General features: G+C 69.4%; 24 protein-coding genes. 13 read left to right on the top strand and 11 right to left on the bottom strand.

Annotated elements, in window-relative coordinates; translation table 11 throughout:
- Positions 1 to 27 precede the first annotated feature (27 nt).
- The 3 genes from ACOCMH_RS31330 to ACOCMH_RS31320 all read left to right on the top strand — a co-directional run bounded on the left by ACOCMH_RS31330 (position 28) and on the right by ACOCMH_RS31320 (position 3,536).
- Positions 28 to 1,044, top strand: a complete 1,017-nt coding sequence (locus tag ACOCMH_RS31330) for a Bug family tripartite tricarboxylate transporter substrate binding protein (RefSeq protein ID WP_427311518.1) — start codon at positions 28 to 30, stop codon at positions 1,042 to 1,044.
- Between the two features lie 99 nt (positions 1,045 to 1,143).
- Positions 1,144 to 2,631, top strand: coding sequence for a chloride channel protein (locus ACOCMH_RS31325; protein WP_427311516.1), 1,488 nt, complete (start codon positions 1,144 to 1,146; stop codon positions 2,629 to 2,631).
- Positions 2,632 to 2,798: 167 nt separating this feature from the next.
- Positions 2,799 to 3,536 carry a hypothetical protein gene (locus tag ACOCMH_RS31320; RefSeq protein ID WP_427311514.1) on the top strand — a complete coding sequence of 246 codons (738 nt, stop codon included), beginning with the start codon at positions 2,799 to 2,801 and terminating at the stop codon, positions 3,534 to 3,536.
- Between the two features lie 62 nt (positions 3,537 to 3,598).
- On the opposite strand, the gene dapB is transcribed toward ACOCMH_RS31320, so the two are convergent.
- Together dapB and ACOCMH_RS31310 are read right to left on the bottom strand one after the other, a co-directional pair.
- Positions 3,599 to 4,408, bottom strand: coding sequence for a 4-hydroxy-tetrahydrodipicolinate reductase (gene dapB, locus ACOCMH_RS31315; protein ID WP_427311512.1), 810 nt, complete (start codon positions 4,406 to 4,408; stop codon positions 3,599 to 3,601).
- Between the two features lie 45 nt (positions 4,409 to 4,453).
- Positions 4,454 to 4,903, bottom strand: coding sequence for an Lrp/AsnC family transcriptional regulator (locus ACOCMH_RS31310; RefSeq protein WP_427311510.1), 450 nt, complete (start codon positions 4,901 to 4,903; stop codon positions 4,454 to 4,456).
- Positions 4,904 to 5,031: 128 nt separating this feature from the next.
- Between ACOCMH_RS31310 and ACOCMH_RS31305 the strand changes: the two genes are divergently transcribed.
- From ACOCMH_RS31305 to ACOCMH_RS31295, 3 genes are all read left to right on the top strand, one after another.
- Positions 5,032 to 6,213 (top strand): saccharopine dehydrogenase C-terminal domain-containing protein, encoded by a 1,182-nt coding sequence (locus ACOCMH_RS31305; protein WP_427311508.1) that lies wholly within the window; start codon positions 5,032 to 5,034, stop codon positions 6,211 to 6,213.
- Positions 6,210 to 7,727: an L-piperidine-6-carboxylate dehydrogenase gene (gene amaB, locus ACOCMH_RS31300; protein ID WP_427311506.1), complete on the top strand. Its 1,518-nt coding sequence runs from the start codon at positions 6,210 to 6,212 to the stop codon at positions 7,725 to 7,727. The genes ACOCMH_RS31305 and amaB overlap by 4 nt, the downstream gene beginning before the upstream one ends.
- A gap of 143 nt (positions 7,728 to 7,870) precedes the next feature.
- Entirely contained in the window at positions 7,871 to 8,065 is a 195-nt protein-coding gene (locus tag ACOCMH_RS31295) for a hypothetical protein (RefSeq protein WP_013958138.1), read from the top strand.
- Positions 8,066 to 8,088: 23 nt separating this feature from the next.
- Here ACOCMH_RS31295 and ACOCMH_RS31290 read toward each other — a convergent pair whose 3' ends face one another.
- The 6 genes from ACOCMH_RS31290 to hemA form a co-directional block, all read right to left on the bottom strand.
- On the bottom strand, positions 8,089 to 8,712 hold the full coding sequence (locus ACOCMH_RS31290; protein ID WP_427311504.1) for a UbiX family flavin prenyltransferase: 624 nt from the start codon (positions 8,710 to 8,712) through the stop codon (positions 8,089 to 8,091).
- 8 nt (positions 8,713 to 8,720) lie between these two features.
- A complete protein-coding gene (gene grxD / locus ACOCMH_RS31285) occupies positions 8,721 to 9,032 on the bottom strand; it encodes a Grx4 family monothiol glutaredoxin (protein ID WP_115661047.1) in 312 nt (103 codons plus the stop codon).
- 120 nt (positions 9,033 to 9,152) lie between these two features.
- Entirely contained in the window at positions 9,153 to 10,046 is an 894-nt protein-coding gene (prmC, locus tag ACOCMH_RS31280; protein ID WP_427311502.1) for a peptide chain release factor N(5)-glutamine methyltransferase, read from the bottom strand.
- 157 nt (positions 10,047 to 10,203) lie between these two features.
- Positions 10,204 to 10,533, bottom strand: a complete 330-nt coding sequence (locus ACOCMH_RS31275) for a hypothetical protein (protein WP_171516700.1) — start codon at positions 10,531 to 10,533, stop codon at positions 10,204 to 10,206.
- A 191-nt stretch (positions 10,534 to 10,724) separates the two neighbouring features.
- Positions 10,725 to 11,807 carry a peptide chain release factor 1 gene (gene prfA, locus ACOCMH_RS31270; protein WP_427311500.1) on the bottom strand — a complete coding sequence of 361 codons (1,083 nt, stop codon included), beginning with the start codon at positions 11,805 to 11,807 and terminating at the stop codon, positions 10,725 to 10,727.
- A gap of 98 nt (positions 11,808 to 11,905) precedes the next feature.
- Positions 11,906 to 13,210, bottom strand: coding sequence for a glutamyl-tRNA reductase (gene hemA, locus ACOCMH_RS31265; RefSeq protein WP_427311498.1), 1,305 nt, complete (start codon positions 13,208 to 13,210; stop codon positions 11,906 to 11,908).
- Positions 13,211 to 13,374: 164 nt separating this feature from the next.
- Here hemA and ACOCMH_RS31260 point away from each other — a divergent pair, with 164 nt between their 5' ends.
- A complete protein-coding gene (locus tag ACOCMH_RS31260) occupies positions 13,375 to 13,614 on the top strand; it encodes a hypothetical protein (protein WP_427311496.1) in 240 nt (79 codons plus the stop codon).
- 77 nt (positions 13,615 to 13,691) lie between these two features.
- On the opposite strand, the gene ACOCMH_RS31255 is transcribed toward ACOCMH_RS31260, so the two are convergent.
- Positions 13,692 to 14,459, bottom strand: coding sequence for a 5'-methylthioadenosine/adenosylhomocysteine nucleosidase (locus ACOCMH_RS31255; RefSeq protein WP_427311494.1), 768 nt, complete (start codon positions 14,457 to 14,459; stop codon positions 13,692 to 13,694).
- A gap of 150 nt (positions 14,460 to 14,609) precedes the next feature.
- On the opposite strand from ACOCMH_RS31255, the gene ACOCMH_RS31250 reads away from it, so the two are divergent.
- From ACOCMH_RS31250 to ACOCMH_RS31240, 3 genes are read left to right on the top strand one after another with little or no spacing between them, the layout of a single operon-like run.
- A complete protein-coding gene (locus ACOCMH_RS31250; RefSeq protein WP_427311492.1) occupies positions 14,610 to 15,674 on the top strand; it encodes a DUF2157 domain-containing protein in 1,065 nt (354 codons plus the stop codon).
- Positions 15,671 to 16,786 carry a DUF4401 domain-containing protein gene (locus ACOCMH_RS31245; protein WP_427311490.1) on the top strand — a complete coding sequence of 372 codons (1,116 nt, stop codon included), beginning with the start codon at positions 15,671 to 15,673 and terminating at the stop codon, positions 16,784 to 16,786. The genes ACOCMH_RS31250 and ACOCMH_RS31245 overlap by 4 nt, the downstream gene beginning before the upstream one ends.
- Positions 16,783 to 17,280, top strand: a complete 498-nt coding sequence (locus ACOCMH_RS31240) for a GDYXXLXY domain-containing protein (RefSeq protein ID WP_427311488.1) — start codon at positions 16,783 to 16,785, stop codon at positions 17,278 to 17,280. The genes ACOCMH_RS31245 and ACOCMH_RS31240 overlap by 4 nt, the downstream gene beginning before the upstream one ends.
- Positions 17,281 to 17,359: 79 nt before the next feature.
- Here ACOCMH_RS31240 and ychF read toward each other — a convergent pair whose 3' ends face one another.
- Together ychF and ACOCMH_RS31230 are read right to left on the bottom strand one after the other, a co-directional pair.
- The gene (gene ychF / locus ACOCMH_RS31235) at positions 17,360 to 18,451 is read right to left on the bottom strand and encodes a redox-regulated ATPase YchF (RefSeq protein WP_427311486.1); all 1,092 of its coding nucleotides are present in this window, start codon (positions 18,449 to 18,451) and stop codon (positions 17,360 to 17,362) included.
- Between the two features lie 342 nt (positions 18,452 to 18,793).
- The gene (locus ACOCMH_RS31230; protein ID WP_427311485.1) at positions 18,794 to 19,048 is read right to left on the bottom strand and encodes a hypothetical protein; all 255 of its coding nucleotides are present in this window, start codon (positions 19,046 to 19,048) and stop codon (positions 18,794 to 18,796) included.
- Between the two features lie 255 nt (positions 19,049 to 19,303).
- Here ACOCMH_RS31230 and ACOCMH_RS31225 point away from each other — a divergent pair, with 255 nt between their 5' ends.
- The 3 genes from ACOCMH_RS31225 to ACOCMH_RS31215 all read left to right on the top strand — a co-directional run bounded on the left by ACOCMH_RS31225 (position 19,304) and on the right by ACOCMH_RS31215 (position 22,515).
- The gene (locus ACOCMH_RS31225; protein WP_427311483.1) at positions 19,304 to 20,593 is read left to right on the top strand and encodes a UbiH/UbiF family hydroxylase; all 1,290 of its coding nucleotides are present in this window, start codon (positions 19,304 to 19,306) and stop codon (positions 20,591 to 20,593) included.
- Between the two features lie 47 nt (positions 20,594 to 20,640).
- Complete coding sequence (locus ACOCMH_RS31220; RefSeq protein ID WP_427311482.1) at positions 20,641 to 21,399, top strand: DsbC family protein; 759 nt, start codon at positions 20,641 to 20,643, stop codon at positions 21,397 to 21,399.
- Positions 21,400 to 21,510: 111 nt separating this feature from the next.
- Positions 21,511 to 22,515, top strand: a complete 1,005-nt coding sequence (locus ACOCMH_RS31215; protein WP_427311480.1) for an MDR family oxidoreductase — start codon at positions 21,511 to 21,513, stop codon at positions 22,513 to 22,515.
- The last annotated feature ends 21 nt before the right edge of the window (positions 22,516 to 22,536 follow it).

Genomic DNA, 22,536 nt, shown 5'->3' with positions numbered 1-22,536 from the left:
AAGCCGATAACGACAGGAGGAGACGCGATGCAGAACAAACCGACCCAATCGACCGGGCTCAACCCAAGGCGCGCCTGGCTCGCTGCCTTGGCAGCGGGCGCCGGCTGTGCGCTGGCCATCTGGGGCGCGGCCGCGCAGGCGGCCTATCCCGATCGCCCGATCAAGCTGGTGGTGCCCTACACGCCGGGCGGCTCGACCGACCAGTTCGGCCGCGCGCTGGCCGACGGCATGTCGCGCCAGCTGGGCCAGACCGTGGTGGTGGAAAACCGCCCCGGGGCGGCCACCATGATCGGCACCACCAGCGTGGCGCGCGCGCCGGCCGATGGCTACACCATGGTGCTGGCGACCAACGGCAGCATGGTGCTCAACCCCATGCTGTACAAGAAGATCAACTACGATCCGCCCAAGGATTTCCGCATCTTCAGCATCGGCGCCGAGGCGCCGCTGGTGGTGGTCACCAACACCCGGGTGCCGGCCGCCAATATCCGCGAGTTCGCGGCCTACGCCAAGGCCGAGGGGGGCAAGCTCAACTATGCCTCGGTGGGGCTGGGCAACGCGCTGCAGCTGGCCACCGAGATGCTCAAGGCCGAACTTGGCATCCGCGTCACCCACGTGCCCTACAACGGCAGCGCCCCGGCGCTGGCGGCGCTGCTGGCCAATGACGTGCAGTTGATGGTCGATGTGGTCAGCACCTCGCTGCCGCATATCAAGGCGGGCAAGCTCAAGGCGCTGGCGGTCACCGGGCGCCATCGGCTCGAAGTGCTGCCCGACGTGCCGACCGTGGCCGAAAGCGGCTATCCCAACTTCCAGGCCGCCACCTGGTTCGGCCTGGCCGTGCCCGCGCAGACGCCGCCCGACGCCGTCGCCCGGCTGCAGGCCGCCGCCGACCACGTGCTGAAGGACCCGCAGTTCCGCGCCACCTTCAGCGCGCTGGGGCTGCTGGTGCAGCCGCCGCGCACGCAGGCCGAGATCGACCGCTATATCGAGGCCGACCGCGCGCACTGGGGCAAGGTGATCAAGGCGAACAACATCGCGCTGGACTGAGGGACGGCTTGCATTCATCCGCCGATCACCGGCCGCACGGCGGTCATCGCATTGAAGACGGGGGTATAGTCGACGCCATCCACGCGCCACGCCCCCGTCATGACCGATCGCGAGCCCAATGCCACGCCTCCCGGTTCGTCGCCCGATATCCCGGGCGCTAAGCCTGACCCGCAGGCGTCGCCCGACGCCGGCACGCCGCCGCCGGATCCCCGCCTGCTGAACCAGATCAGCCGCCGCGCGCGCGTGGCGGCGTGGCGCAAGTCGCGCCAAGCCGGGCGCATCTCGCGCACCACGCTGCGCTATGCCGTATTCATGTTCGGCGCGGGCTGCGTCGGGCTGTTCGCGCTGGTGTTCGCGTGGATTGCCGAAGTGGCGCTGCACTGGAACCGGCAGCTGACGCAGGCCACGCCGTGGCTGGCTTTCGTGATGCTGCCGTTCGGGCTGGCCGCGCTGCGCTGGCTGACCATCCGGCTGGCGCCGCAGGCGCGCGGCAGCGGCATCCCGCAGGTGATCGCGGCAGTCACCCTGCCGCCGTCGGGCCCGGCGCAGACGATGCTGGTGTCATTGCGCCAGTCGATGTGGAAGGTGGTGCTGACCGCCGCGGCGCTGCTGGCCGGCGCCTCGGTCGGGCGCGAGGGCCCGTCGGTGCAGGTGGGCGCGGCGGCCATGCTGGCCTGGGGCCGCTGGTGCCAGGAGAAGCTGCGTTTTCGCATCGGCTTCCATCCCAATGCGCTGATCGCGGCCGGCGCGGCTGGCGGGCTGGCGGCGGCGTTCAACACGCCGCTGGCCGGGGTGGTGTTCGCCATCGAGGAGCTGGGCCGCGGCACCGCGGTGCGCTGGGACCGGCTGGTGCTGTCCGGCGTGCTGACCGCCGGTTTCCTGTCGCTGGCGGTGCTGGGCAACAACCCGTATTTCGTGGTCAAGGTGCCGATGCTGGGTTTGCATGAGGCCTGGGGTCCGGTGCTGCTGTGCGCGGTGGTCACCGGCGTGCTGGGCGGTGTGTTTGCCAAGGCGCTCAAGGGTGGCGTGCCCGCGTTGCTGCCCGCGGCGTGGCGCGACTGGCCTGGGCGCCATCCGGTGTGGGTGGCGTTCGGCTGCGGGCTGGTGGTGGCGATCATCGGCTGGGCCACCGCGGGCGCGACCTTCGGCACCGGCTATGAGCAGGCCGCGGCGCTGATCAACGGCGAATCGCATGCCACGCTGTGGTTCGGCCTGGCCAAGCTGGTGGCGACCGTGGTGTCGTACTTCGCCGGCATCCCGGGCGGCATCTTCACGCCCGCGCTGGCGATCGGCGCGGGCATCGGCGAGAACGTCGCGCACTTGGTCAGCGGCATGGCCGAGCCGCGCGTGCTGGCGCTGGTATCGATGGCGGCGTTCCTGGCCGCGGCGACGCAGGCGCCGATCACCGCCAGCGTGATCGTGATGGAAATGACGCGCACGCAGGACCTGACGGTGTTCCTGCTGGCGGCGTCGCTGCTGGCTTCGTTCATTTCGCGGCAGTTCTCGCCGCACCCGTTCTACCACCAGGTCGGCCACACGTTCCGGCGCGAGGCGCTGGCGCTGACGCGCAAGGCGGCGGCCGGTTGATGCCGGCGCGGGCCGTAAGTGCCTGCGCCGCCAGGGCCATCGGGTAAGCTAGCGCACGTCCCCTTGCCGGCGCGGCGGGAAGTGAGTCGTTCGTCACGATCCCCACGCGCAGGAACAACCCGGCAGGGACGGGCTCCAACCCCGGAGCCTTTCACCAGGAGTCCGATTTGAAATTCCCCGTTGCCGGGCTGGCGCTCGCCGGCCTGCTCGGCGCCGCTGGCGCCAATGCCGCCCCGGCCGCCACCCCCGCCTCCGCACCGGCCGCCAAGCCGGCGGCCACCGCTGCGGCCAAGGGCCAGGCAGAAGACAGCGCACTGTCGCCGCTGCTGGCCATGCTGGAAATCGGCAACCCGCTGCCGGCGCTGCCGGACTGCGCCGACAAGCGCTCGCCCGACGGCCGCGATGTCACCGGCTTTTGCGTCGAACTGAAGGGCGATGGCCTGATGCGCCAGGTCGGCGTGCCGCGCGCGCAACGCCCGGCGTTCATGGATGGCCCCTATGTGTTGGCCTTTGTCGATCGCAATGCGCTGGTCGGCCTGGTGGTGCCGACCGCCGGCGCCAACTCGCAGCAGGCCGCGGCCGACAGCGTCAGCGCGCTGTACGGCAAGCCCTTCCGCCAGGAGCAGGTCGACATGCCCGCCAAGGGCGGCAAGACCGTCAGGACGCTGCATGCCGGATGGATGCACAAGCCGCTGACGGTGGAGCTGTACGCGATGCCGGAAGACCCTGACACCGGCACCATCGAGATGCTGCTGCCGCAGGCCCGTGCGCTGATGGCGGACAAGGACGCCGAGGTCGACAAGCAGCTCAACCCGGCCTCGGCGCCGGCGGCCAAGGGCGGCAAGACCGCCGCCAAGCCCGCGCCGAAGGCTGCGCCCAAGCCGGAAAAGCCGGGCAGCTGGTAACTGGCGAGCGCATCAAAGTCACTGACCCCCGCTTTCGCGGGGGCGACGTGATGGGCCTTGTTTCAGAGCCCCTCCATCACCTTGTCCAGCCCCCGCACCACGCCGCGCACGGTGTGGACCTTGCGGATCGCCAGCAGCGCGCCGGCAACATAGGGCTTGGAGCCGTCGCCGGCCTCGTGCTTCAGATGCAGGCGCTGGCCATCGGCGCCGAAAATCACTTCCACGCCCAGCTGGTAGCCCGGCAGCCGCACCGCGTGCACCTGCGTGCCCGACATGGTCGCGCCGCGGGTTTCCTTCGGGCCGTTGACCTGGTCGACCGGCACCGCCTGCGCGGCGGCCTTGACCTGGCCCAGCCGGTACGCCAGTTCGCGCACCGTGCCGGAAGGCACGTCGATCTTGCCGGCCTTGGCGTAGTCGATGATCTCCCAGTGTTCCAGGTGGCGCGCGGCCATCTCGGCAAACTTCTGCAGCAGCACTACCGTGATGGCGAAATTGCCGCAGGCGAGCACGCCCCGGTCGGCCTGGCGCGCGCCCGCGTCGATCTCGGCATAGTCGTCGTCGGTCAGACCGGAGGTGCCCACCACGACGTGCGCGCCGTGCGCCAGTGCCTGCAGGATGTTGTGCTTGGCGATGCCGGGCTTGGTGTATTCGACGTAGACGTCGTATGGGGTGTCTCCCAGCGCTTCGATGCCGGCGGCGGCCACGCCCGGGGTCTCGGCATGGCCGGTCAGCTGCGCCAGGGACTGGCCGGCGGCGCCGCGCGACAGGCCGGCCACCAGGGTCATGTCGGCGGCATGGGCCACGCCGCGCGCCAGTTCGCCGCCGGCCCAGCCGGTCACGCCGCCCACGGCGACACGGATCGGATCGTTCATGTTCTGTTTCTCCGCAAAGGCTGAAGGGTCTGGCAGCATACCGCGTCAGCCGGCGGCGCGCCGGCGGTCGAGCTTGCGCGCCAGCACGATCGAGGTGGTGGTGTGGTTGACGCCGTCGAGCATGCCGATCTCGTCGAGCAGCCGGTCGAGCCGGTCATGCGTGTCGCAGCGGATCGCCACCAGGTAGTCGACCGGGCCGCTGACGGAATTGACCTCTTCAATCTCCGGCAGCCGCTGCAGCGCGCGCAGGATCGCGGGCGCGGCCTTGGGCTGCACCGACAGGCCGCAATAGGCCAGGATGGCGTTGTCTTCCATGCGCTGGCCCAGGCGCACGCCGTAGCCGGCGATCACACCGCTGCGCTCCAGCCGCGCGATGCGCGCCACCACGGTGGTGCGCGCGATTCCCAGGTGCCGGGCCAGGTTGGCGGCGCTTTCGCGGGCGTTCGCCTGCAGCAGCGACAGCAGGTAGCGATCGGTGGTGTCGAGTTCTGTCATAACGTCGGGATGCCTCGTCGTTTCGTTTGATTATGGCGGTTTTTCGTCGTTCTTGGGCCTTCATTGTGTCGGCCGAGCTCTCCATACTCCAGTCAACGGGAACCCTCTTTCTTGTGGACGGAGACACCATGCAAGCCTCGAACCTCGGCCGGCAGGCCCCGCGCGACCTGCCCACGGCGGCCCGCCCGCTGCATGTGACAGTGCTGGGCGCCGGCAAGATCGGCCGCACCATTGCGGCCATGCTGCACGACAGCGGCGACTACCGCGTCAGCGTGGTCGACCATGACGGGCGCCGCCTCGATGGCCTGCCGCGCGGCGTGCTGGCGCGCGCCGGCGATCCCACCGAGCCCGGCACCTGCGCCGCGCTGCTGGCCGGCGCCGATGCCGTGCTCAATGCGCTGCCGTTCCATGCCGCGATCAGCGTGGCCTCGGTGGCGGCGCGCCTGGGCGTGCATTACTTCGACCTGACCGAGGACGTGGCCGCGACCCAGGCCATCCGCCAGCTGGCGCAGGGCGCGCGCTCGGTGCTGATGCCGCAATGCGGGCTGGCGCCCGGCTTTATCGGCGTGGTCGGGCACGACCTCGCGCAGCGCTTCCTGCGCGGCGGCGGCGAGCTGCTGGATCTGCAGATGCGGGTGGGCGCGCTGCCGCGCTACCCGAGCAACGCGCTCAAGTACAACCTGACCTGGAGCACCGAGGGACTGATCAACGAGTACTGCAATCCGTGCGAGGCCATCGTCGACGGCCGGCGCGTGGAACTGACCGCGCTGGAAGGTCTGGAGAGCTTTGCGCTGGACGGCATCGAGTACGAAGCCTTTAATACATCGGGCGGGCTGGGCACGCTGCCCGAGACGCTCGCGGGGCGGGCGCGCCAGGTCGACTACAAGTCGATCCGCTATCCCGGCCACTGCGCGCTGATGAAGCTGCTGCTCAACGACCTGCGCCTGCGCGAACGCCGCGACTGGCTGCGCGATATTTTCGACCGCGCCATTCCGGTGACCGAGCAGGACGTGGTGATCGTGTTCGCCACCGCCACCGGCTATCCGGCCGGCGGCGAACGCGGGCGCGGGCCGCTGACGCAGGCTTCGTTCTCGGCGCGCATCGGCGGGGTGGACGGCAAGGGCGGGCATGTCAATGCGATCCAGCTGACCACCGCCGCCGGCATCTGCACCGCGCTGGACCTGGTGGCCACCGGCGCGCTGCCGCAGGCCGGCTTCGTGCGGCAGGAGTCGATGCCGCTGGAGGCCTTCCTTGCCAACCGCTTCGGCCGCCATTACACGCAGCATCCGCTCCGGGAGAGCCTCGTATGAAAGCGCAAGAGTTTGCCGCCTGCTGGGATTCGCTGGGCCTGCCGCGGCCGTGGCGGGAGGGGACGCCGGCCGGCGCCGTGACGGTGCGCTCGCCGGCCGATGGCGAGGCCATCGGCCACGTGCCGGCGTGCACGCCGGCGCAGGCCGACGCCCTGATCGCGCGCGCGCACGCGGCGCAGAGCACCTGGGCGCTGCTGCCGGCGCCTGCGCGCGGCGAGATCGTGCGGCGCTTCGGCGAGGTGCTGCGCGAACACAAGCCCGCGCTGGGGCGGCTGGTGTCGCTCGAGTCCGGCAAGATCCTGCAGGAAGGGCTGGGCGAGGTGCAGGAGATGATCGACATCTGCGACTTCGCGGTCGGGCTGTCGCGCCAGCTGCACGGGCTGACCATTGCCTCCGAGCGGCCGCAGCACGCCATGCGCGAGACCTGGCACCCGTATGGTCTGTGCGGCGTGATCTCGGCGTTCAACTTCCCGGTGGCGGTGTGGGCCTGGAACGCGGCGCTGGCGCTGGTGTGCGGCAACGGCGTGATCTGGAAACCGTCCGAGAAAGTGTCCCTGTGCGCGCTGGCCGCACACGGCCTGCTCGAGCGCGTGCTGGCTGCCGCGGCGCCCCAGCACAACGGCATCTCGGCGGTGCTGCCGGGCGGGCGCATGCTGGGCAGCCACCTGGTGGCGCACCCGGCGGTGCGCCTGGTCAGTGCCACCGGCTCTACCCGCATGGGCCGCGAGGTCGGCATCGCCTGCGCCGGGCAGTTCAAGCGCAGCATCCTGGAGCTGGGCGGCAACAACGCCGCCATCGTCGCGCCGTCGGCCGATATCGAGCTGGCGGTGCGCGCCATCACCTTTGCCGCGGCCGGCACCGCGGGGCAGCGCTGCACCACGCTGCGCCGCTGCTTTATCCATGCCGACCTGATGGACACCATGGCGAGCCGGCTGATCACCGTGTTCGACCGCCTGCCGGTCGGCGATCCGCTGGAGCATGGCACGCTGGTCGGCCCGCTGATCGACACCGCCGCGGGCGATGCCATGGCCAACGCGCTGGCGGCGTGCCGCGCGCAGGGCAATATCGTCACCGGCGGCGAGCGGCTGCTGGCCGACCGCTATCCGCATGCGTATTACGTGCGGCCCGCGTTGGTGATGACCGACGCTCAGCACGACACCATGCTGACCGAAACCTTCGCGCCGATCCTGTACCTGATGCCGTACACCACGCTGGACGAAGCCATCGCGCTGAACAATGCCGCCGCGCATGGGCTATCGTCGTGCATCTTCACCGAATCGATGCGCGAGGCCGAGCGCTTCCTGTCGTCGGCGGGCAGCGACTGCGGCATCGCCAATGTCAATATCGGTACCAGCGGCGCGGAAATCGGCGGCGCCTTCGGCGGCGAGAAGGCAACCGGCGGCGGCCGCGAGTCGGGCTCGGATGCGTGGAAGGGCTATATGCGCCGCGCCACCAACACCATCAACTACGGCGATTCGCTGCCGCTGGCGCAGGGGATACGGTTCGAGATCTGACGGCATCCCGGGTTGGGCGACAGGGCGCGTAGGGAACGGTAACAAGCGTTACACCGCCTTGACGCCGTATTACGCGTTCTGCCCGTATAACGGCAGCAAGGCAGGCACATGCCCGTTGCGACCCCAAGGATGAAATGATGAGAATGCTGACGATTGGACTGGCTGCGGCTGCGGCATCGGTGACCCTGCTGGGCGGCTGTGCCGTCTATCCCACGCCCGCCGGGCCGGCGGTCGGCCCGGCGCCGGTGTACGTGGCGCCCGCGCCGGTGGTGGTGGCGCCCCGGCCGTACTACTACGGCGGCTACGGCTACTATGGCCGCGGCTATCGCCACTGGTAAGCCGGCAAGCGCGGCGGCGGGACTCAGTTCCCGGCCGCGTCGCCGGCGCGGGCGTTGAGCCCGCCCCAACTTGGCGCGAGGGTCTGGCCGATCTGCGGCAGGTCGACCAGGTCCAGCACGCGCCCGACCGTATGGTCGACCAGTTCGGCAATGCTTTGCGGCTTCTGGTAGAAGCCCGGCACCGGCGGGAACACGATCCCGCCCATTTCCGTCACCGCCGTCATGTTGCGCAGGTGCGCCAGGTTCAACGGCGTTTCCCGCACCATCAGCACCAGCTTGCGGCGCTCTTTCAGCGTGACGTCGGCGGCGCGCGTAATCAGGTTGTCCGAGAATCCATGCGCGATCGCCGCCAGCGTGCGCATCGAGCAGGGCGCGACCACCATGGCCTGCGCGCGGAACGAGCCGCTGGCGATGGTGGCGCCGATGTCGCGCACGTTGTGCACGACGCTGGCCAGCGCTTCCACCTCGGCCCGGCTGATGTCCAGCTCGTGCTGCAGGTTCATCACGCCGGCCGGCGAAATCAGCAGGTGGGTTTCCACCGCGGGCGCCGCGCGCACCACCTGCAGCAGGCGCACGCCGTAGATCGCCCCGGTGGCGCCGGTGATGGCGACGATCAGCCGTTGCGGTGTGCCGCCAGCGCCCGACATGGCGGACTTCAGCCCTTCAGCAGGGTTTGCAGTTCGCCGTTCTGGTACATCTCCATCATGATGTCCGAGCCGCCGATGAACTCGCCGTTCACGTAGAGCTGGGGAATGGTCGGCCAGTTGGCGTATTCCTTGATGCCCTGGCGGATGCCTTCATTGTCCAGCACGTTGACCGTGGTCGGCGCGTCGACGCCGCAGGCCTTCAGGATCTGGATGGCGCGGCCCGAGAAGCCGCACATCGGGAATTGCGCGGTGCCCTTCATGAACAGGACTACCGGGTTGCCCTTGACGATCTGGTCGATCTGTTGCTGCACGTCGCTCATGGTTTGCTTTTCAGTGGGGCGGGGCCGTGTCGCGGGCGCCGCCTGGGGAGAATGGGATACCGCTCGGCCGGGCCGCTCGGCGGGTAACTGAGGCGATTTTACCGGAATCGACGCCGCGCTTCAGGACGCCGCGGCCGTACCGCCGGGCCGTGCGCCCGGCCAGCGTCCGCCGGTGCAGCGCTCCAGCCCGGCCAGGTCGCGCGCCGTGAAGACCTCATTGAATCCGCTGGCTTGCAGCAGCTGGCGGGTGGCTGCCGCCTGGTCATAGCCGTGTTCCATCAGCAGCCAGCCGCCGGGCAGCAGCCGCGTCCCGGCGCCGCCGACGATGGCGCGCAGGTCGGAAAGGCCGTCGTCGTGATCGGTCAGCGCGTCGATCGGCTCGAAGCGCAGGTCGCCTTCGGCCAGGTGCGGGTCGCCGGCGGCGATATAGGGCGGGTTGCTGACGATCAGGTGAAAGCGCAGGTCCGGCGGCAGCGCCGCGTACCAGTCCGATACCAGGAACTGGATGGTATCGGCGCCCAGCGCGCGGGCGTTGTCCTGCGCCACCATCAGCGCGCCGGGCGAGATGTCGGTGGCCCAGACCCGCGCGTCGCTCCGCTCGCGCGCCAGCGTCACGGCAAGGATGCCGGACCCCGTGCCCAGGTCCAGCACGTTGGGCTGCGGCACCGCGGCCAGCCGCGCCAGCGCTGCTTCCGCGGCGACCTCGGTGTCGGGGCGCGGGATCAGTACATCGGGCGTGACCCGGAACTTGCGGCCGAAGAATTCACGCTCGCCGATCAGGTAGGCCATCGGTTCGCCCGCCAGCCGCCGTGCCAGCAGCGTGGCCAACGCGTCGCGCTGGGCGATGGTGAGCATGTCGGTGTCGCGCGTGATCAGCTGCGTGCGGCTCAGCCCGGTGACATGGGTCAGCAGCATGCGCGCTTCAAGTGCGGGCAGGCCTGCCATGGCGGCCAGGGTCTGGGCCTCGCGCAGCGTGGGTGTTGCCGGCAGCGCGGTGGAATCGGGGGAGGACATCAAAGGGGCAAGGAACGGTTCTGGTGCCGGCTATAAAAAACCCCACCGGTGCGCGACCTGGCGGGGCTTTGGGGCGGTGCTCTGCGGTGAAGCTTCCGGCTTCGCGCCAGTGTACCGCTCATCGGCGGCGGCGGGCGCAATGGCCCTGCCGGGACGATTACTTATTGACGGCGTCCTTGGCCTTGTCGGCCCCGGCGTTGACGGCATCCTTGGCAGCCTGCTTGGCGTTCTCCATGGCGTGGCCGGCGTCTTCCTTGGCCTTCTCCGCGGCGACCGACGCATTCGAGGCGGCGTCGCTGGCGGCAGCCTTGGCGGCGTCTGCGGCGTTGCTGGCGGCAGCGGCGGCATCGCTTGCGGCGGCCTTGGCGGATTCCGCGGCGCTTTGCATGGCGCTCTCGGCGTTCGAGGCGGCGGGCGGCGCTTCTTCCTTCTTGCTGCAAGCGGCCATGGCCGCGGTGATCATCAACAGCGCGAGCAGTTTTTTCATGATTTCGTCCTAGGTATGTTCTCGGGAGTGACTACCCGGCACCATTCTCCGTTTGTCGGTCGAAATCGATTATAGACAGCGACCTTACCCCTGCCAGTGCTGTTTCAAGCATTTACAAGAAATACAAAGATATCGGCGACTTTACGCGGTGTTCGTCGCCGAAGCCTCGGTGGGATGCCGCGAAGTGGCGCTCACGCGTCTTCGCCCAGCGCTGCCAGCTGGTCCGCCTGGTGCTCGGCGGCCAGCGCCGACAGCAGTTCGTCCATGTCGCCGTCCATGATCATGTCGATCTTGTACAGCGTCAGGTTGATGCGGTGATCGGTCACGCGCCCCTGCGGGAAGTTGTAGGTGCGGATGCGGTCGCTGCGGTCGCCCGAGCCGATCAAGTTGCGCCGCGTGCTGGCCTCGCGGGCCTGCGCGGCGCGCGCCTGCATGTCCTTGATGCGGGCGGCGAGCACCTTCATCGCCTTGTCCTTGTTGCGGTGCTGGCTGCGGTCGTCCTGGCACTCGACCACGATGCCGGTCGGCAGGTGGGTCAGGCGCACCGCGGAGTCGGTCTTGTTGACGTGCTGGCCGCCCGCGCCGGAGGCGCGGAAGGTGTCGATGCGCAGGTCGGCGGGATTGATCTCGACCTCGCCGACCTCGTCGGCCTCGGGCATCACGGCGACGGTGCAGGCCGAGGTATGGATGCGGCCCTGCGCCTCGGTGGCTGGCACGCGCTGGACGCGGTGGCCGCCCGACTCGAACTTCAACCGGGAAAAGGCGGCATCGCCGGCGATCCGTATGATCACTTCCTTGTAGCCGCCCAGGTCCGATTCCGATTCGCTCATGACCTCGACCTGCCAGCGCCGCCGCTCGGCATAACGCGTGTACATCCGCAGCAGATCGGCGGCGAACAGCGCGCTTTCCTCGCCGCCGGTGCCGGCGCGGATTTCCAGCAGCAGGTTGCGGTCGTCGTTCGGATCCCTTGGCAGCAGCAGGCGCTGCAGGCTGGCCTGCAGCGTTTCCAGCCGCTCGCGCGCGGCGGCGATCTCGTCGGCGGCGAAGTCCTTCATGTCCGGATCGTCGAGCAGCGCCTGCGCGGTGGCCAGGTCATCCTGGGCTTGCCGGTACTGGCTGTATTGTTCGGCCACGGGCGACAGCTCCGCATGCTCGCGACTGAGCTTGCGGTACTGGTCGATATTGGCGGTCGCGTCTTCGCGCGCGAGCAGGGCGTTGACTTCGTCGAGTCGCTCGGCCAGTTGGTCGAGCTTGGCAAGCATGCTGGCTTTCATCGGGGCGGACAGGGAATGGGGTGGGGCGGGCCGCTCCCGCAATGACAAGGACGGCGGCGAGGGCGTGCCGGCGCGGCGCGCCGGCATGGCAAGCGCGGCTAGCGCTCGGAATGGCTGCTGTGGCGGAACAGGCCCGGCACCAGGCGCAGCAGCGCCTCGCGGTCCTCGCCCTGGGTGTGGTTCAGCGCGTGTGTGGGGCCGTGCAGGAACTTGCGCGTGAGGGCGCCCGAGAGCGCCTCGAGCACGGCCTGCGGATCGTCGCCGCGCGCCAGCATGCGGCGCGCGCGCTCCAGCTCGGCCTGGCGGATGGCTTCGCCGCTGCTCTGCAGTTCACGGATGACCGGCACCACGCTGCGGGTTTCCAGCCAGTGCATGAAGTTCTGCACGCGGCTTTCGATGATGGCCTCGGCCTGCGCCACCGCGGCCTGGCGCAGGGCGTTGCCTTCGCGCACGACCGCGCCGAGATCGTCGACGGTGTAAAGGAAGACGTCGTCCAGGCGCGAGACTTCAGGCTCGACGTCGCGCGGCACGGCCAGGTCGACCATCATGATGGGGCGGTGCTTGCGCCGCTTGACCGCGCGCTCCACCGCGCCCAGGCCGATGATCGGCAGCGAGCTGGCAGTGCACGACACCACGATGTCGAACTCATGCAGGCGCTCGCCCAGGTCCGACAGGCGGATCGCATTGGCGGTCAGGCCTTGGCCGCTGAGCTGCTCGGCCAGCTTCTCGCCACGCTCCACGGTGCGGTTGGCCACCACGATCTGGCGCGGCTGCTGCGCGGCAAAGTGGGTGGCGCACAGTTCGATCATCTCGCCCGCGCCGATAAACAGCACGCGCTGGGTCGAGACGCTTTCGAAAATACGCTGCGCCAGCCGCACCGCGGCCGCGGCCATCGACACCGAATGCGCGCCGATCTCGGTCTGGCCGCGCACTTCCTTGGCCACCGCGAAGGTGCGCTGGAACAGTTGGTTCAGGTACGTGCCGAGCGAGCCGGCTTCGCCGGCGGTGCGCACCGCATCCTTGAGCTGGCCCAGGATCTGGGTCTCGCCCAGCACCATCGAATCGAGCCCGCTGGCCACGCGGAAGGCGTGGCGCACGGCCTCGGACTGCGGCAGCGCGTACAGGTGCGGGGCCAGTTCGCCGGCCGGCACGTTGTGATGCTGCGACAGCCAGCGCAGGGTGTGCTCGAATCCATCCGTGCCCGGCGTCAGCACGTCGGTGGCGCAGTAGATCTCGGTGCGGTTGCAGGTGGACAGGATGGCGGCTTCGGTGCCGCTGCGCCCCGACAGGTGGGAGCGCAGCGTCCCCAGCGCCGGTTTGATCTGCTCGAGCGGAAACGCCACCCGCTCGCGCAGCGAGACAGGTGCCGTGGTGTGATTGATGCCGATCGCGAGCAGTTGCATTGTAGGGACGGGTGTGGTCCGGAGCGCGGCCGGACCGGATGCCATTATACCGCTGGGACCGATCATTGCAGTGGCCTGGCACGGTGGGTGGCAGGGCCCCGGATTGCAGTATCGTTACGGCGCGGCCGGTTGCGGCTGTGATGCGGACAACACAGGAGAATCCGATGCTGGGCACCTTGATCGTGGGTTTGCTGGTGGGGCTGGCGGCGCGTCGGCTGCATCCCGCAGGGCGCGTGGTGACCCTGCCGGCCGCGCTGGTGCTGGGGGCGGCGGGTGCGGCGGCGGCGTTCTACGCCGGCCGCGCGCTGCATTGGTTTGTCGACGGCCAGCTCAGCAGCTGGCTGGCGGTGATCGCCGGGTCGGCGCTGCTGGTGGGTGTCTGGGGCACCGTGCGCCCGCGCTGACGGTAAATACTGAACGGACCTCCAGGTTCGAAATCTGCACGCAGTTTGATCCCGGTCAGGCGCCCGTGGGGCCGGCTTCAGGCCCTGGCTGCCAGCAGGCGGCGCAGCACGCCGCTGGAATAGTGGCTGGCCACGTCCTTCAGGAACGCCGAAAAATCCACGTGCGCGGTGTCGTCGGCGCGGTCGGAGATGGTCCGCATCACCGCGTAGGGCACACCGTATTCGTGGCACACCTGCGCGACCGCGGCGCCTTCCATCTCGACCGCGAGCAAGCCCGGCAGCCGCTCACGCAGCTCGGCCACGGCGGCGGGCGAGCCGATAAACTGGTCGCCGCTGGCGATCATGCCGTGATGCAGGGCGGGCGACTCGACGCCAAATTTCTCGCGCACTGCGCGCGGCACGTCGACGGCCAGGTCGTGGCGCAGGAAGTCCGCCGCGGCGGCATGCAGCTCCGCCGTCAGCGCCGGATCGGCGGGGAATTCGGCGCGCTCCAGCAGCGGCACTTCATGGCGGCCGAAGAACGGGCGCGCGTCCAGGTCATGCTGCAGGGTGCGGTCGGCGATGACGATGTCGCCCACCCGTGTTGCCGCGCCGATGCCGCCGGCCAGGCCGGTGAAGACGATCTGCGTGGCGCCCAGCTCGCGGATCAGCGTGACCGTGGTGGCCGACGCCGCCACCTTGCCCATGCGCGCCAGCACCAGCACGCACGGCTGCCCGTACAGGTGGCCGGCGTAGTAGTCGCGCATGCCGATGGTGCGCACCGTGGCACGGCTGTCGTCATGTTGCATGGCGGCGACGAGGCCGTCGACTTCATCATGGATGGCGGCAAGGATTCCGAGGGTCATGGGCGCAGCCTGGATAAAAGGCCACAGCATACCGGCACGCGCAGGCCGGGCCCAGATGCGAGCGCGATCGCACGCCCCCTCCCACGCAACAGGTGCGGCCCACGTATCACTTTGCTAAAGTCGCCGTCATTCCAGCACGCAAGGGCGAGCATGCAAGGCACAAGCATCGGAGCAAGTGGCGCCGGGGAACGGGGCCAAGCTGGCGGTGACGCCGTCGGCGAGCGGCGCGCCATCCGCCAGGCGCTGGCCCACTGGCGCGTGCTGGGCCGCCTGGCGCCGGCAGCGGTTGCCGCGCCATGGGCGCGCACCGAACCCGTCGCCGCGGACTGGCGCCGCTGGCTGGACACGGCGCTGATGGCGCTGGGCACCGCGCTGCTGTGCGCCGGCGTGATCGTGTTCTTCGCCTTCAACTGGCAGGACCTGCACAAGTTTTCCAAATTCGGCCTGCTGGCCGGCGCCGTCACGTTGCTGGCGGGGCTGGCCTGGCTGCGGCCGGGGGGCGATGCCGCCGGCCGGGCCGCGCTGGGCGGCGCGCAGGTGGTGGCGGGGGTGTTGCTGGCCGTGATCGGCCAGACCTACCAGACTGGCGCCGACGCCTGGCAGCTGTTCGCGCTATGGGCGCTGCTGGCGGTGCCGTGGGCGCTGGCGGCGCGCGCGGCGCCGCACTGGTGGCTGGTGATCGTGGTCGGCAACGTGGCGCTGCTGCGGTATTTCAGCATCCGTTTCGGCGTCGACGGGGTGTTTGCGCTGCTGTTCGACTCGCGTCACGTGCGCACTGCCACGCTGTCGTTGCTGGGCGCGGTGGCGCTGCAGCTGGTGCTGTGGCAGTTGCTGTGCGCGAAGGCGCCGGCGCTGGGCTTTCGCGGGCTGACCGGCGGACGCTTGCTGGCGGCGCTGGCCTGCCTGCATGCCGGCTCGCTCGGGCTGGCCAGCCTGCTGCGCAGCGACTTCGACGGCACCGCTTTCGTGCTGGCGGTGCTGGCGCTGGCCGCGCTGCTCTGGTGGTTCCGCTGGCATGCCTTCGATATCGTGGTGCTGAGCCTGGCCTGCCTGACCGCCATCGTGCTGGCCGTGGCCGCGATCGCCAAGGTGCTGTTCGAGGGCAAGGATGATTTCGGCGCTTTCCTGTTGCTGGGTCTGGTCACCATCGGCCTGGCCGCCGCCGCGGCCGCCTGGCTGATGCGGGCCTGGCGCAGCCAGCTGGAGCAGGCATGACCAACGTATTGCAGGCCGAGCAACGGCTCTGGCAACAACTCGCCGCACGCGGCGCCGTCCAGGGCGAGCCGCCCGCGCACCCCCATACGCCGTGGGCGGTGCGCTGCCTGATGGGTGCGGCGGGCTGGCTGGGCGCCTTGTTTTTCCAGTTCTTCCTGGTCGGCACGGTGTTCGTTGCCGCGCGCGAGAACGGCGTGGCGATGGCCGTCACCGGGCTGGCCATGATTGGGCTGGCGGCGCTGCTGTACTGGCGCGGCGGCGGCATCGCCGCGGGGCAGTTCGCGCTGGCGGTCAGCCTGAGCGGGCAGGGCATGGCCGTGTTCGGCCTGACCGAGGCCCTGGGCTTCACGCGCGTCGCCGAGAGCGCTGGCTTCTGGGCCGCACTGGCGCTGTTCGAGGCCGCGCTGGCCTGGCTGGTGCCCAACCGGCTGCACCGGCTGCTGTGCGGGCTGGGCGTGTGGCTCGGGCTGGCCGGCGCCGTGCATCTCTTCTTGGCCGGCGGCAAGCCGGAGGACTGGCTGTTGCTGACGTGGTCGCTCGGCTGGCTGGTGCCGCTCGGCGCTGCGCTGGCGGCCGGTTTCACGCTGGGCGAAGCCCGCTTGTGCGCGGACGGCCGCCATGCGTTGCTGGAACCGCTGGCCGACGCGACGCTGCTGTTCACGCTGGCGGCAGCGCTGGTCGTCACCGGCATGAGCCATCCGCTGGCCTGGCTGGAGGGCCCCGACGCGGCGCGCATCCCGCTGGCGCACTGGGCCGCGGGCGGATTGGTCACGGTGATGCTGGCGGGCTTCGCGCTGGCCGAATGCCGCCGCCTGGCCCTCGGAGCGGCCATGCAAGGCGCCGTGCTGGGCGGCCTGGTGGCATTCGGCGCACTGATGGCAGCCGCGCCCGCGGTGGTGGCCGGCGTGCTTGCGCTCGGGCTGGCGCTGCGCCGGGCCTCGATGCCGTGGCTTGGGCTGGGCGTTACCAGCGTCGCCATCGGCTTCATCTGGTACTACTCGGCGCTGCACTGGACCCTGCTGGCCAAGTCCGCCACGCTCGCCGCCGCGGGCGTACTGCTGCTGGCCGGCCGCTCCTGGCTGCTGCGCCGTGCAACGATGGAGGCCGCATGAAACGCTGGATCCTGATCGGCTGGGCCCTCACGCTGGCGCTCGCCGCCGTCGGCATCGCCGGCAAGGAGCGCCTGCTGGCGCGCGGCGATACCGTATTCCTCAAGCTCGCGCCGGTGGACCCGCGCTCGCTGATGCAGGGCGACTACATGGCGCTGAACTTCGACCTCGGCAACCAGATCCGCGCCGCCCGGGCGCACGACGACCGGCTTCCGCGTGACGGCGTCGCCGTGATCCGCCGCGACGAACAGGGCGTTGCCAGCTTCGTGCGCGTGCACGGCGCCGAGCCGCTGGTGGCCGGCGAGCAACTGCTGTGCTACCAGACCGCGCGCGCGCGCTGGGGCGGCATGCAGGTGCAGGTGTCGACCGACGCGTATTTCTTCCAGGAGGGACAGGGCAAGCGCTTCGCCCAGGCCCAGTATGGGGAATTCCGCGTGGGGGCGGACGGGCAGGCGCTGCTGGTGGGCTTGCGCGGGAAGGGGATGGAAAAGCTGTGAAGCGAGCGTGAGGGTCGCCGCACCCGTAAAAAGCCCGCGGCGAGGCGGGCTTTCTGATGGATCGCGCAGCGCGCGGAAATCAGACGTTGAACAGGAAGTTCATCACATCGCCGTCCTTCACCACATACTCCTTGCCTTCGGCGCGCATCTTGCCGGCTTCTTTAGCGCCGGTCTCGCCCTTGAAGGCGATGAAGTCGTCATAGGCGATGGTCTGCGCGCGGATGAAGCCGCGTTCGAAGTCGGTGTGGATCACGCCGGCCGCCTTGGGGGCGGTGTCGCCGACGTGGATGGTCCAGGCGCGCACTTCCTTGACCCCGGCGGTGAAGTACGTCTGCAGGCCCAGCAGCTTGAAGCCGGCGCGGATCACGCGGTCCAGGCCCGGTTCTTCCATGCCCAGGTCGGCCAGGAACTCGGCCTTGTCGGCGTCGTCGAGGTCGGCGATCTCGGCCTCGATGGCGGCGCAGACCGCGACCACGGGGGAATCGGTCTGCTTGGCGTATTCGCGCACCGCATCCAGGTGCGGGTTGTTGTCGAAGCCATCTTCACGCACGTTGGCCACGTACATGGTCGGCTTGGCGGTGATCAGGCAGAACGGGCGGATGGCTTCCCACTCTTCCGGCGCCAGGTCCAGGGTGCGCACGGCCTTGGCCTGGTCGAGCACGGTCTGGGCCTTTTCCAGCACGGCGACCAGGCGCTGGGCTTCCTTGTCGCCGGCGCGTGCGGGCTTGACGTAGCGCGCCACGGCCTTTTCCACCGTGGCCAGGTCGGCCAGCGCCAGTTCGGTATTGATGACTTCGATGTCCGACAGCGGGTCGACCTTGCCAGCCACGTGGATCACGTTGTCGTCCTCGAAGCAGCGCACCACGTGGGTGATGGCATCGCATTCGCGGATATTGGCCAGGAACTGGTTGCCCAGGCCTTCACCCTTGGAGGCGCCCGCTACCAGTCCGGCGATGTCGACGAACTCGACCGTAGCCGGCAAGATGCGTTCCGGCTTGACGATCTCGGCCAGCTTCGCGAGCCTCGGATCCGGCACTTCCACCACGCCCACATTGGGTTCGATGGTGCAGAACGGATAGTTTTCGGCGGCGATGCCGGCCTTGGTCAGGGCATTGAACAGCGTGGACTTGCCGACGTTGGGCAGGCCGACGATGCCGCATTGGAGGCTCATGGTGTTGTCTTCGGAATTAATGGGTTGCGTGATGTCACGGGTGGCCTCGGCGCGTGACGGGCGCTGCTCGCGCGCGACCGCCGGGGGACGAGACAAAGACATCACATCGCGCTGGCTCGGCGAGGTTGCCTGCGTTTGCCACGCAAAAACGCGATTGTAACCTTTTGGGGCGCCGGATCGGTGCCGCGCGGCGAAGGAGGACGGGGGGTAGGAGATCCGGGATGCCGATGCGTGCATCGGCTTAGACAGGCCGACGGCAACAGCGCAGCCTGCAAAGCAAAACGGCCAAGGTGTCAGGCTTGGCCGTACATCGTAGTCTGGTGCCAATCGCCAGGTTGGTGATCAGGCGCCGTCAGTAAATCCGTCCCGCATGTCCGTGGTCTTCGCGCCGTCCGTGAAGGTGTCGCGCTTGTCCGCAGTCCGTGCGCCGTCTGTATAGATGTCGCGGGTGTCAGTCGTGCGCGCGCCATCGGTGTACACATCAAATTTCGAAACCTTCGCGCCATCGGTATAAACGTCGCGAAGACCGGTGCCCCCGAATGCCGTGCCCATGGCCCCAGCAGTGGCGACGGCAATCAATAGTGTTTGTTTAAACATTGTTCCACCTCCGTACAGGTGGTTAGTTCCCCGGCCTGAAACATTTCGTTTCAACAATATACGCGCAGGCGCGTCCGAAGGCGGTCCCGCGGACCCTATTGTTTTGTTCTAAGGCTTATGACCGGAAGATATAAAGCTAGCGCGCCCACGGGTTGCCTGACCTTACGCCCCGCTTTTTCCCGGTGCCTTGCAAGCCACCATGGCGGGGCGGCCTGGCGCGGACGGGCCCGCGAGTGACGTGGCTATAATCCAGCCATGACCCGATCCCACGCGTCCGCGCGACCCGCCGCGCGCAAATCCTCCGCTTTCCAGGTTGCCGTCGTCGGCGGCGGCATCGTCGGCAAGTCTTGCGCGCTGCTGCTGGCCCAGCAGGGCATGGACGTGGCGCTGATCGCGCCGAAGCCGGCGCGCGCCGCGGGCAGCGCCGGGCCGGACGACTGGGACAGCCGCATCTATGCCTTCTCCGCCAGCTCGCAGGCGCTGCTGGAACGCATGCGCGTGTGGGAGGCGCTTGACCCGGCGCGGATCCAGCCAGTGCGCGACATGCGCGTGTTCGGCGACGTCAGTGCCGCCGAGACCTCGCCCAGCTTCGACGGCGACCTGCATTTCTCCGCCTATGCCGCGGCGGTGCCGCAACTGGCGTGGATCATCGAGTCGCGCCTGGTCGAGCGCGCGCTCGACACCGCGCTGGGTTTCCAGCACCAGGTGACATGGCACGACGGCACCGCCGGCATGTGCGAGCGCGACCCCGACGGCATCACGCTGACGCTCGACGGCGGCGGCAAGGTGCGCACCGCCTTGGCGATCGGCGCCGACGGCGCGCGTTCGTGGCTGCGCCAGCAATGCCATATCGGCGTCAGCACGCGCAAGTACCGCCAGCTCGGGCTGGTAGCCAATTTTGCCTGCGAGCGGCCGCACCATGAAACCGCGTGGCAGTGGTTCCTGGGCGCGCCGGAAAAGCTGATGGCCGACGAAGAGCCCGCCAACGGCGAAGTGCTGGCCATGCTGCCACTGCCGGACAACCACGTGTCGATGGTCTGGTCCGCCGACGAGGCCCACGCGCGCGAACTGCTGGCGCTGTCGCCCGAGGCGCTGGCCGCCACGGTGATGCAAGGCGCCAGCGGCGCGGTCGGCGCGCAGTTCGGCGCGCTGCGCTGCGTCACGCCCGCGCAGGGCTTCCCGCTGGTGCTGCAGCGTGCCGACCAGTTCGTGCAGCCGCACGTGGCGCTCCTGGGCGACGCCGCCCACGTGGTGCATCCGCTTGCCGGCCAGGGCATGAACCTGGGCCTGCGCGACGTCGCGGAACTTGGCCGCGTGATGGCCGACAAAGAACCTTTCCGCAGCGAGGGCGACCTGCGCCTGCTGCGCCGCTACGAGCGCGCGCGTGCCACCGACCTGTTGTCGCTGACCGCTGCCACCGATGGCCTGCACCGGCTGTTCTCGCTGCCGGGCAGCGTGGCGCGGGTGGTGCGCAATACCGGCATGCGCGCGGTGGGCGGCCAGTCCCTGCTCAAGCGCTTGCTGATCGGGCGCGCGCTGGGCTGAGCCCGCGCGCATCGTCCGAACCCTTACCGAATCCCCCTGGAGTCCACATGTTCCCATCCCTGCGCCGCCGTCCCGCCCTCTACGCCACGATCACGGCCATCGCCGGCGGGCTGGCCGCGGCGGGCTTCGCGCTGCATGCCATGGCGGCGGGCGAGCCCGGCACCGACCGCATCAAGGAGTCCCTGCAGAAGATGCTGGGCAGCCGCGCCGAAGTGAAAAGCGTCGGCAAGACTCCGGTGCCCGGCCTGTTCGAAGCCAATATCGGCGGCCAGGTGGTGTACACCGACGCCACCGGCCGCTACATCCTGAACGGCGAGATGATCGATACCCGCACCGGCACGAACCTGACCGAGGAGCGGCTCGCCGAGATCAACCGCATCAAGTGGTCGGACCTGCCGCTGGCGCGCGCAATCAAGTGGACCAAGGGCGATGGCAGCCGCCAGGTAGCGGTGTTCTCCGACCCCAACTGCGGCTACTGCAAGCGCATCGAGCAGACCTTCCAGCAGATGGACAACATCACCGTGTACACCTTCCTGTACCCGGTGCTGTCGCCGGATTCGGAAACCAAGGCCAAGCAGGTCTGGTGCGCGGCCGACCGGACCAAGGCCTGGCGCGACTGGATGCTCAAGCAGGTGGCGCTGACCGGCAACGGCAGCTGCAAGACCCCGCTGGAAGAGAACCTGGCGCTGGGCCACAGCATGAACGTGACCGGCACGCCGGCGGTGTTCTTCACCGACGGCACGCGCATCCCCGGCGCGGCGGACGTCGCCACGCTCGAGCGCAAGCTCGCCAGCATCAAGAAATAAGCGCGCCGGACCTGTCCCGGCTTGATTGGCGGCCGGAGTTGTCCGGCCGTCGTGCTTTGCGCCATTCCCATCGTTGCATGAGATCGCCGCCAGGGCGACCAAGGAGACACCATGACTTTCCAGGCATTGCTGCTGACCCAGGCCGACGGCGCTACCCAGGCCACGATCGCCACCCTCGACGACAAGCAATTGCCGGCGGACGGTGACGTGCTGGTCGCCGTCGATTACTCCACCATCAATTTCAAGGATGGTCTGGCGATCACGGGGCGTTCGCCGGTGGTGCGCAAGTGGCCGATGGTGGCGGGCATCGACGGCGCCGGCACGGTGCTGGAATCCGCGCATCCGCGCTGGCAGGCCGGCGACAAGGTGGTGCTCAACGGCTACGGCGTGGGCGAGACCCACTGGGGCTGCCTGGCGCAGCGCGCGCGCCTGAAGGGCGACTGGCTGGTGCCGCTGCCGGCTGCCTTCACCACGCGCCAGGCCATGGCCATCGGCACCGCCGGCTATACCGCGATGCTGTCGGTGCTGGCGCTGGAGCGCGGCGGCGTCAACGGCCCGGTCCGTCCGGGCGACGGCGAGGTGCTGGTGACGGGCGCTTCGGGCGGCGTCGGCTCGGTGGCGATCGCGCTGCTGAGCAAGCTGGGCTACAAGGTGGTGGCATCGACCGGCAAGACGCGCGAGGCGGATTTCCTCAAGGCGCTGGGTGCCGACGACGTGATCGACCGCGCCGAACTGGGCGTGCCCGGCAAGCCGCTGCAGAAGGAGCGCTGGGCCGCGGTGGTCGATTCGGTGGGCTCGCACACGCTGGTCAATGCCTGCGCGCAAGTGCGCTACGGCGGCGTGGTGACGGCGTGCGGGCTGGCGCAGGGGCTGGATTTTCCCGGTTCGGTGGCGCCGTTCATCCTGCGCGGCATCACGCTGCACGGCATCGACAGCGTGATGGCGGCGATGCCGCTGCGCGAGCAAGCCTGGCAGCGGCTGGCCAGCGACCTGGAACTGGACCGCCTGCATGCGCTGACGCGCGAGATCGGGCTGGGCGATGCCATCGAGGCCGGCCGCAAGATCATGGAAGGCGGCATGCGCGGGCGCGTGGTGGTGGATGTGAACCGCGGCTGAGCCGTGCCCTGATGCATCCCC

The sequence above is a fragment of the Cupriavidus sp. H39 genome, assembly GCF_050271075.1.
Lineage (GTDB): Bacteria > Pseudomonadota > Gammaproteobacteria > Burkholderiales > Burkholderiaceae > Cupriavidus > Cupriavidus necator_B.
The sequence above is the reverse complement of the archived record's forward strand: the minus strand, read 5'-3'. Positions and strand labels throughout refer to the sequence as shown.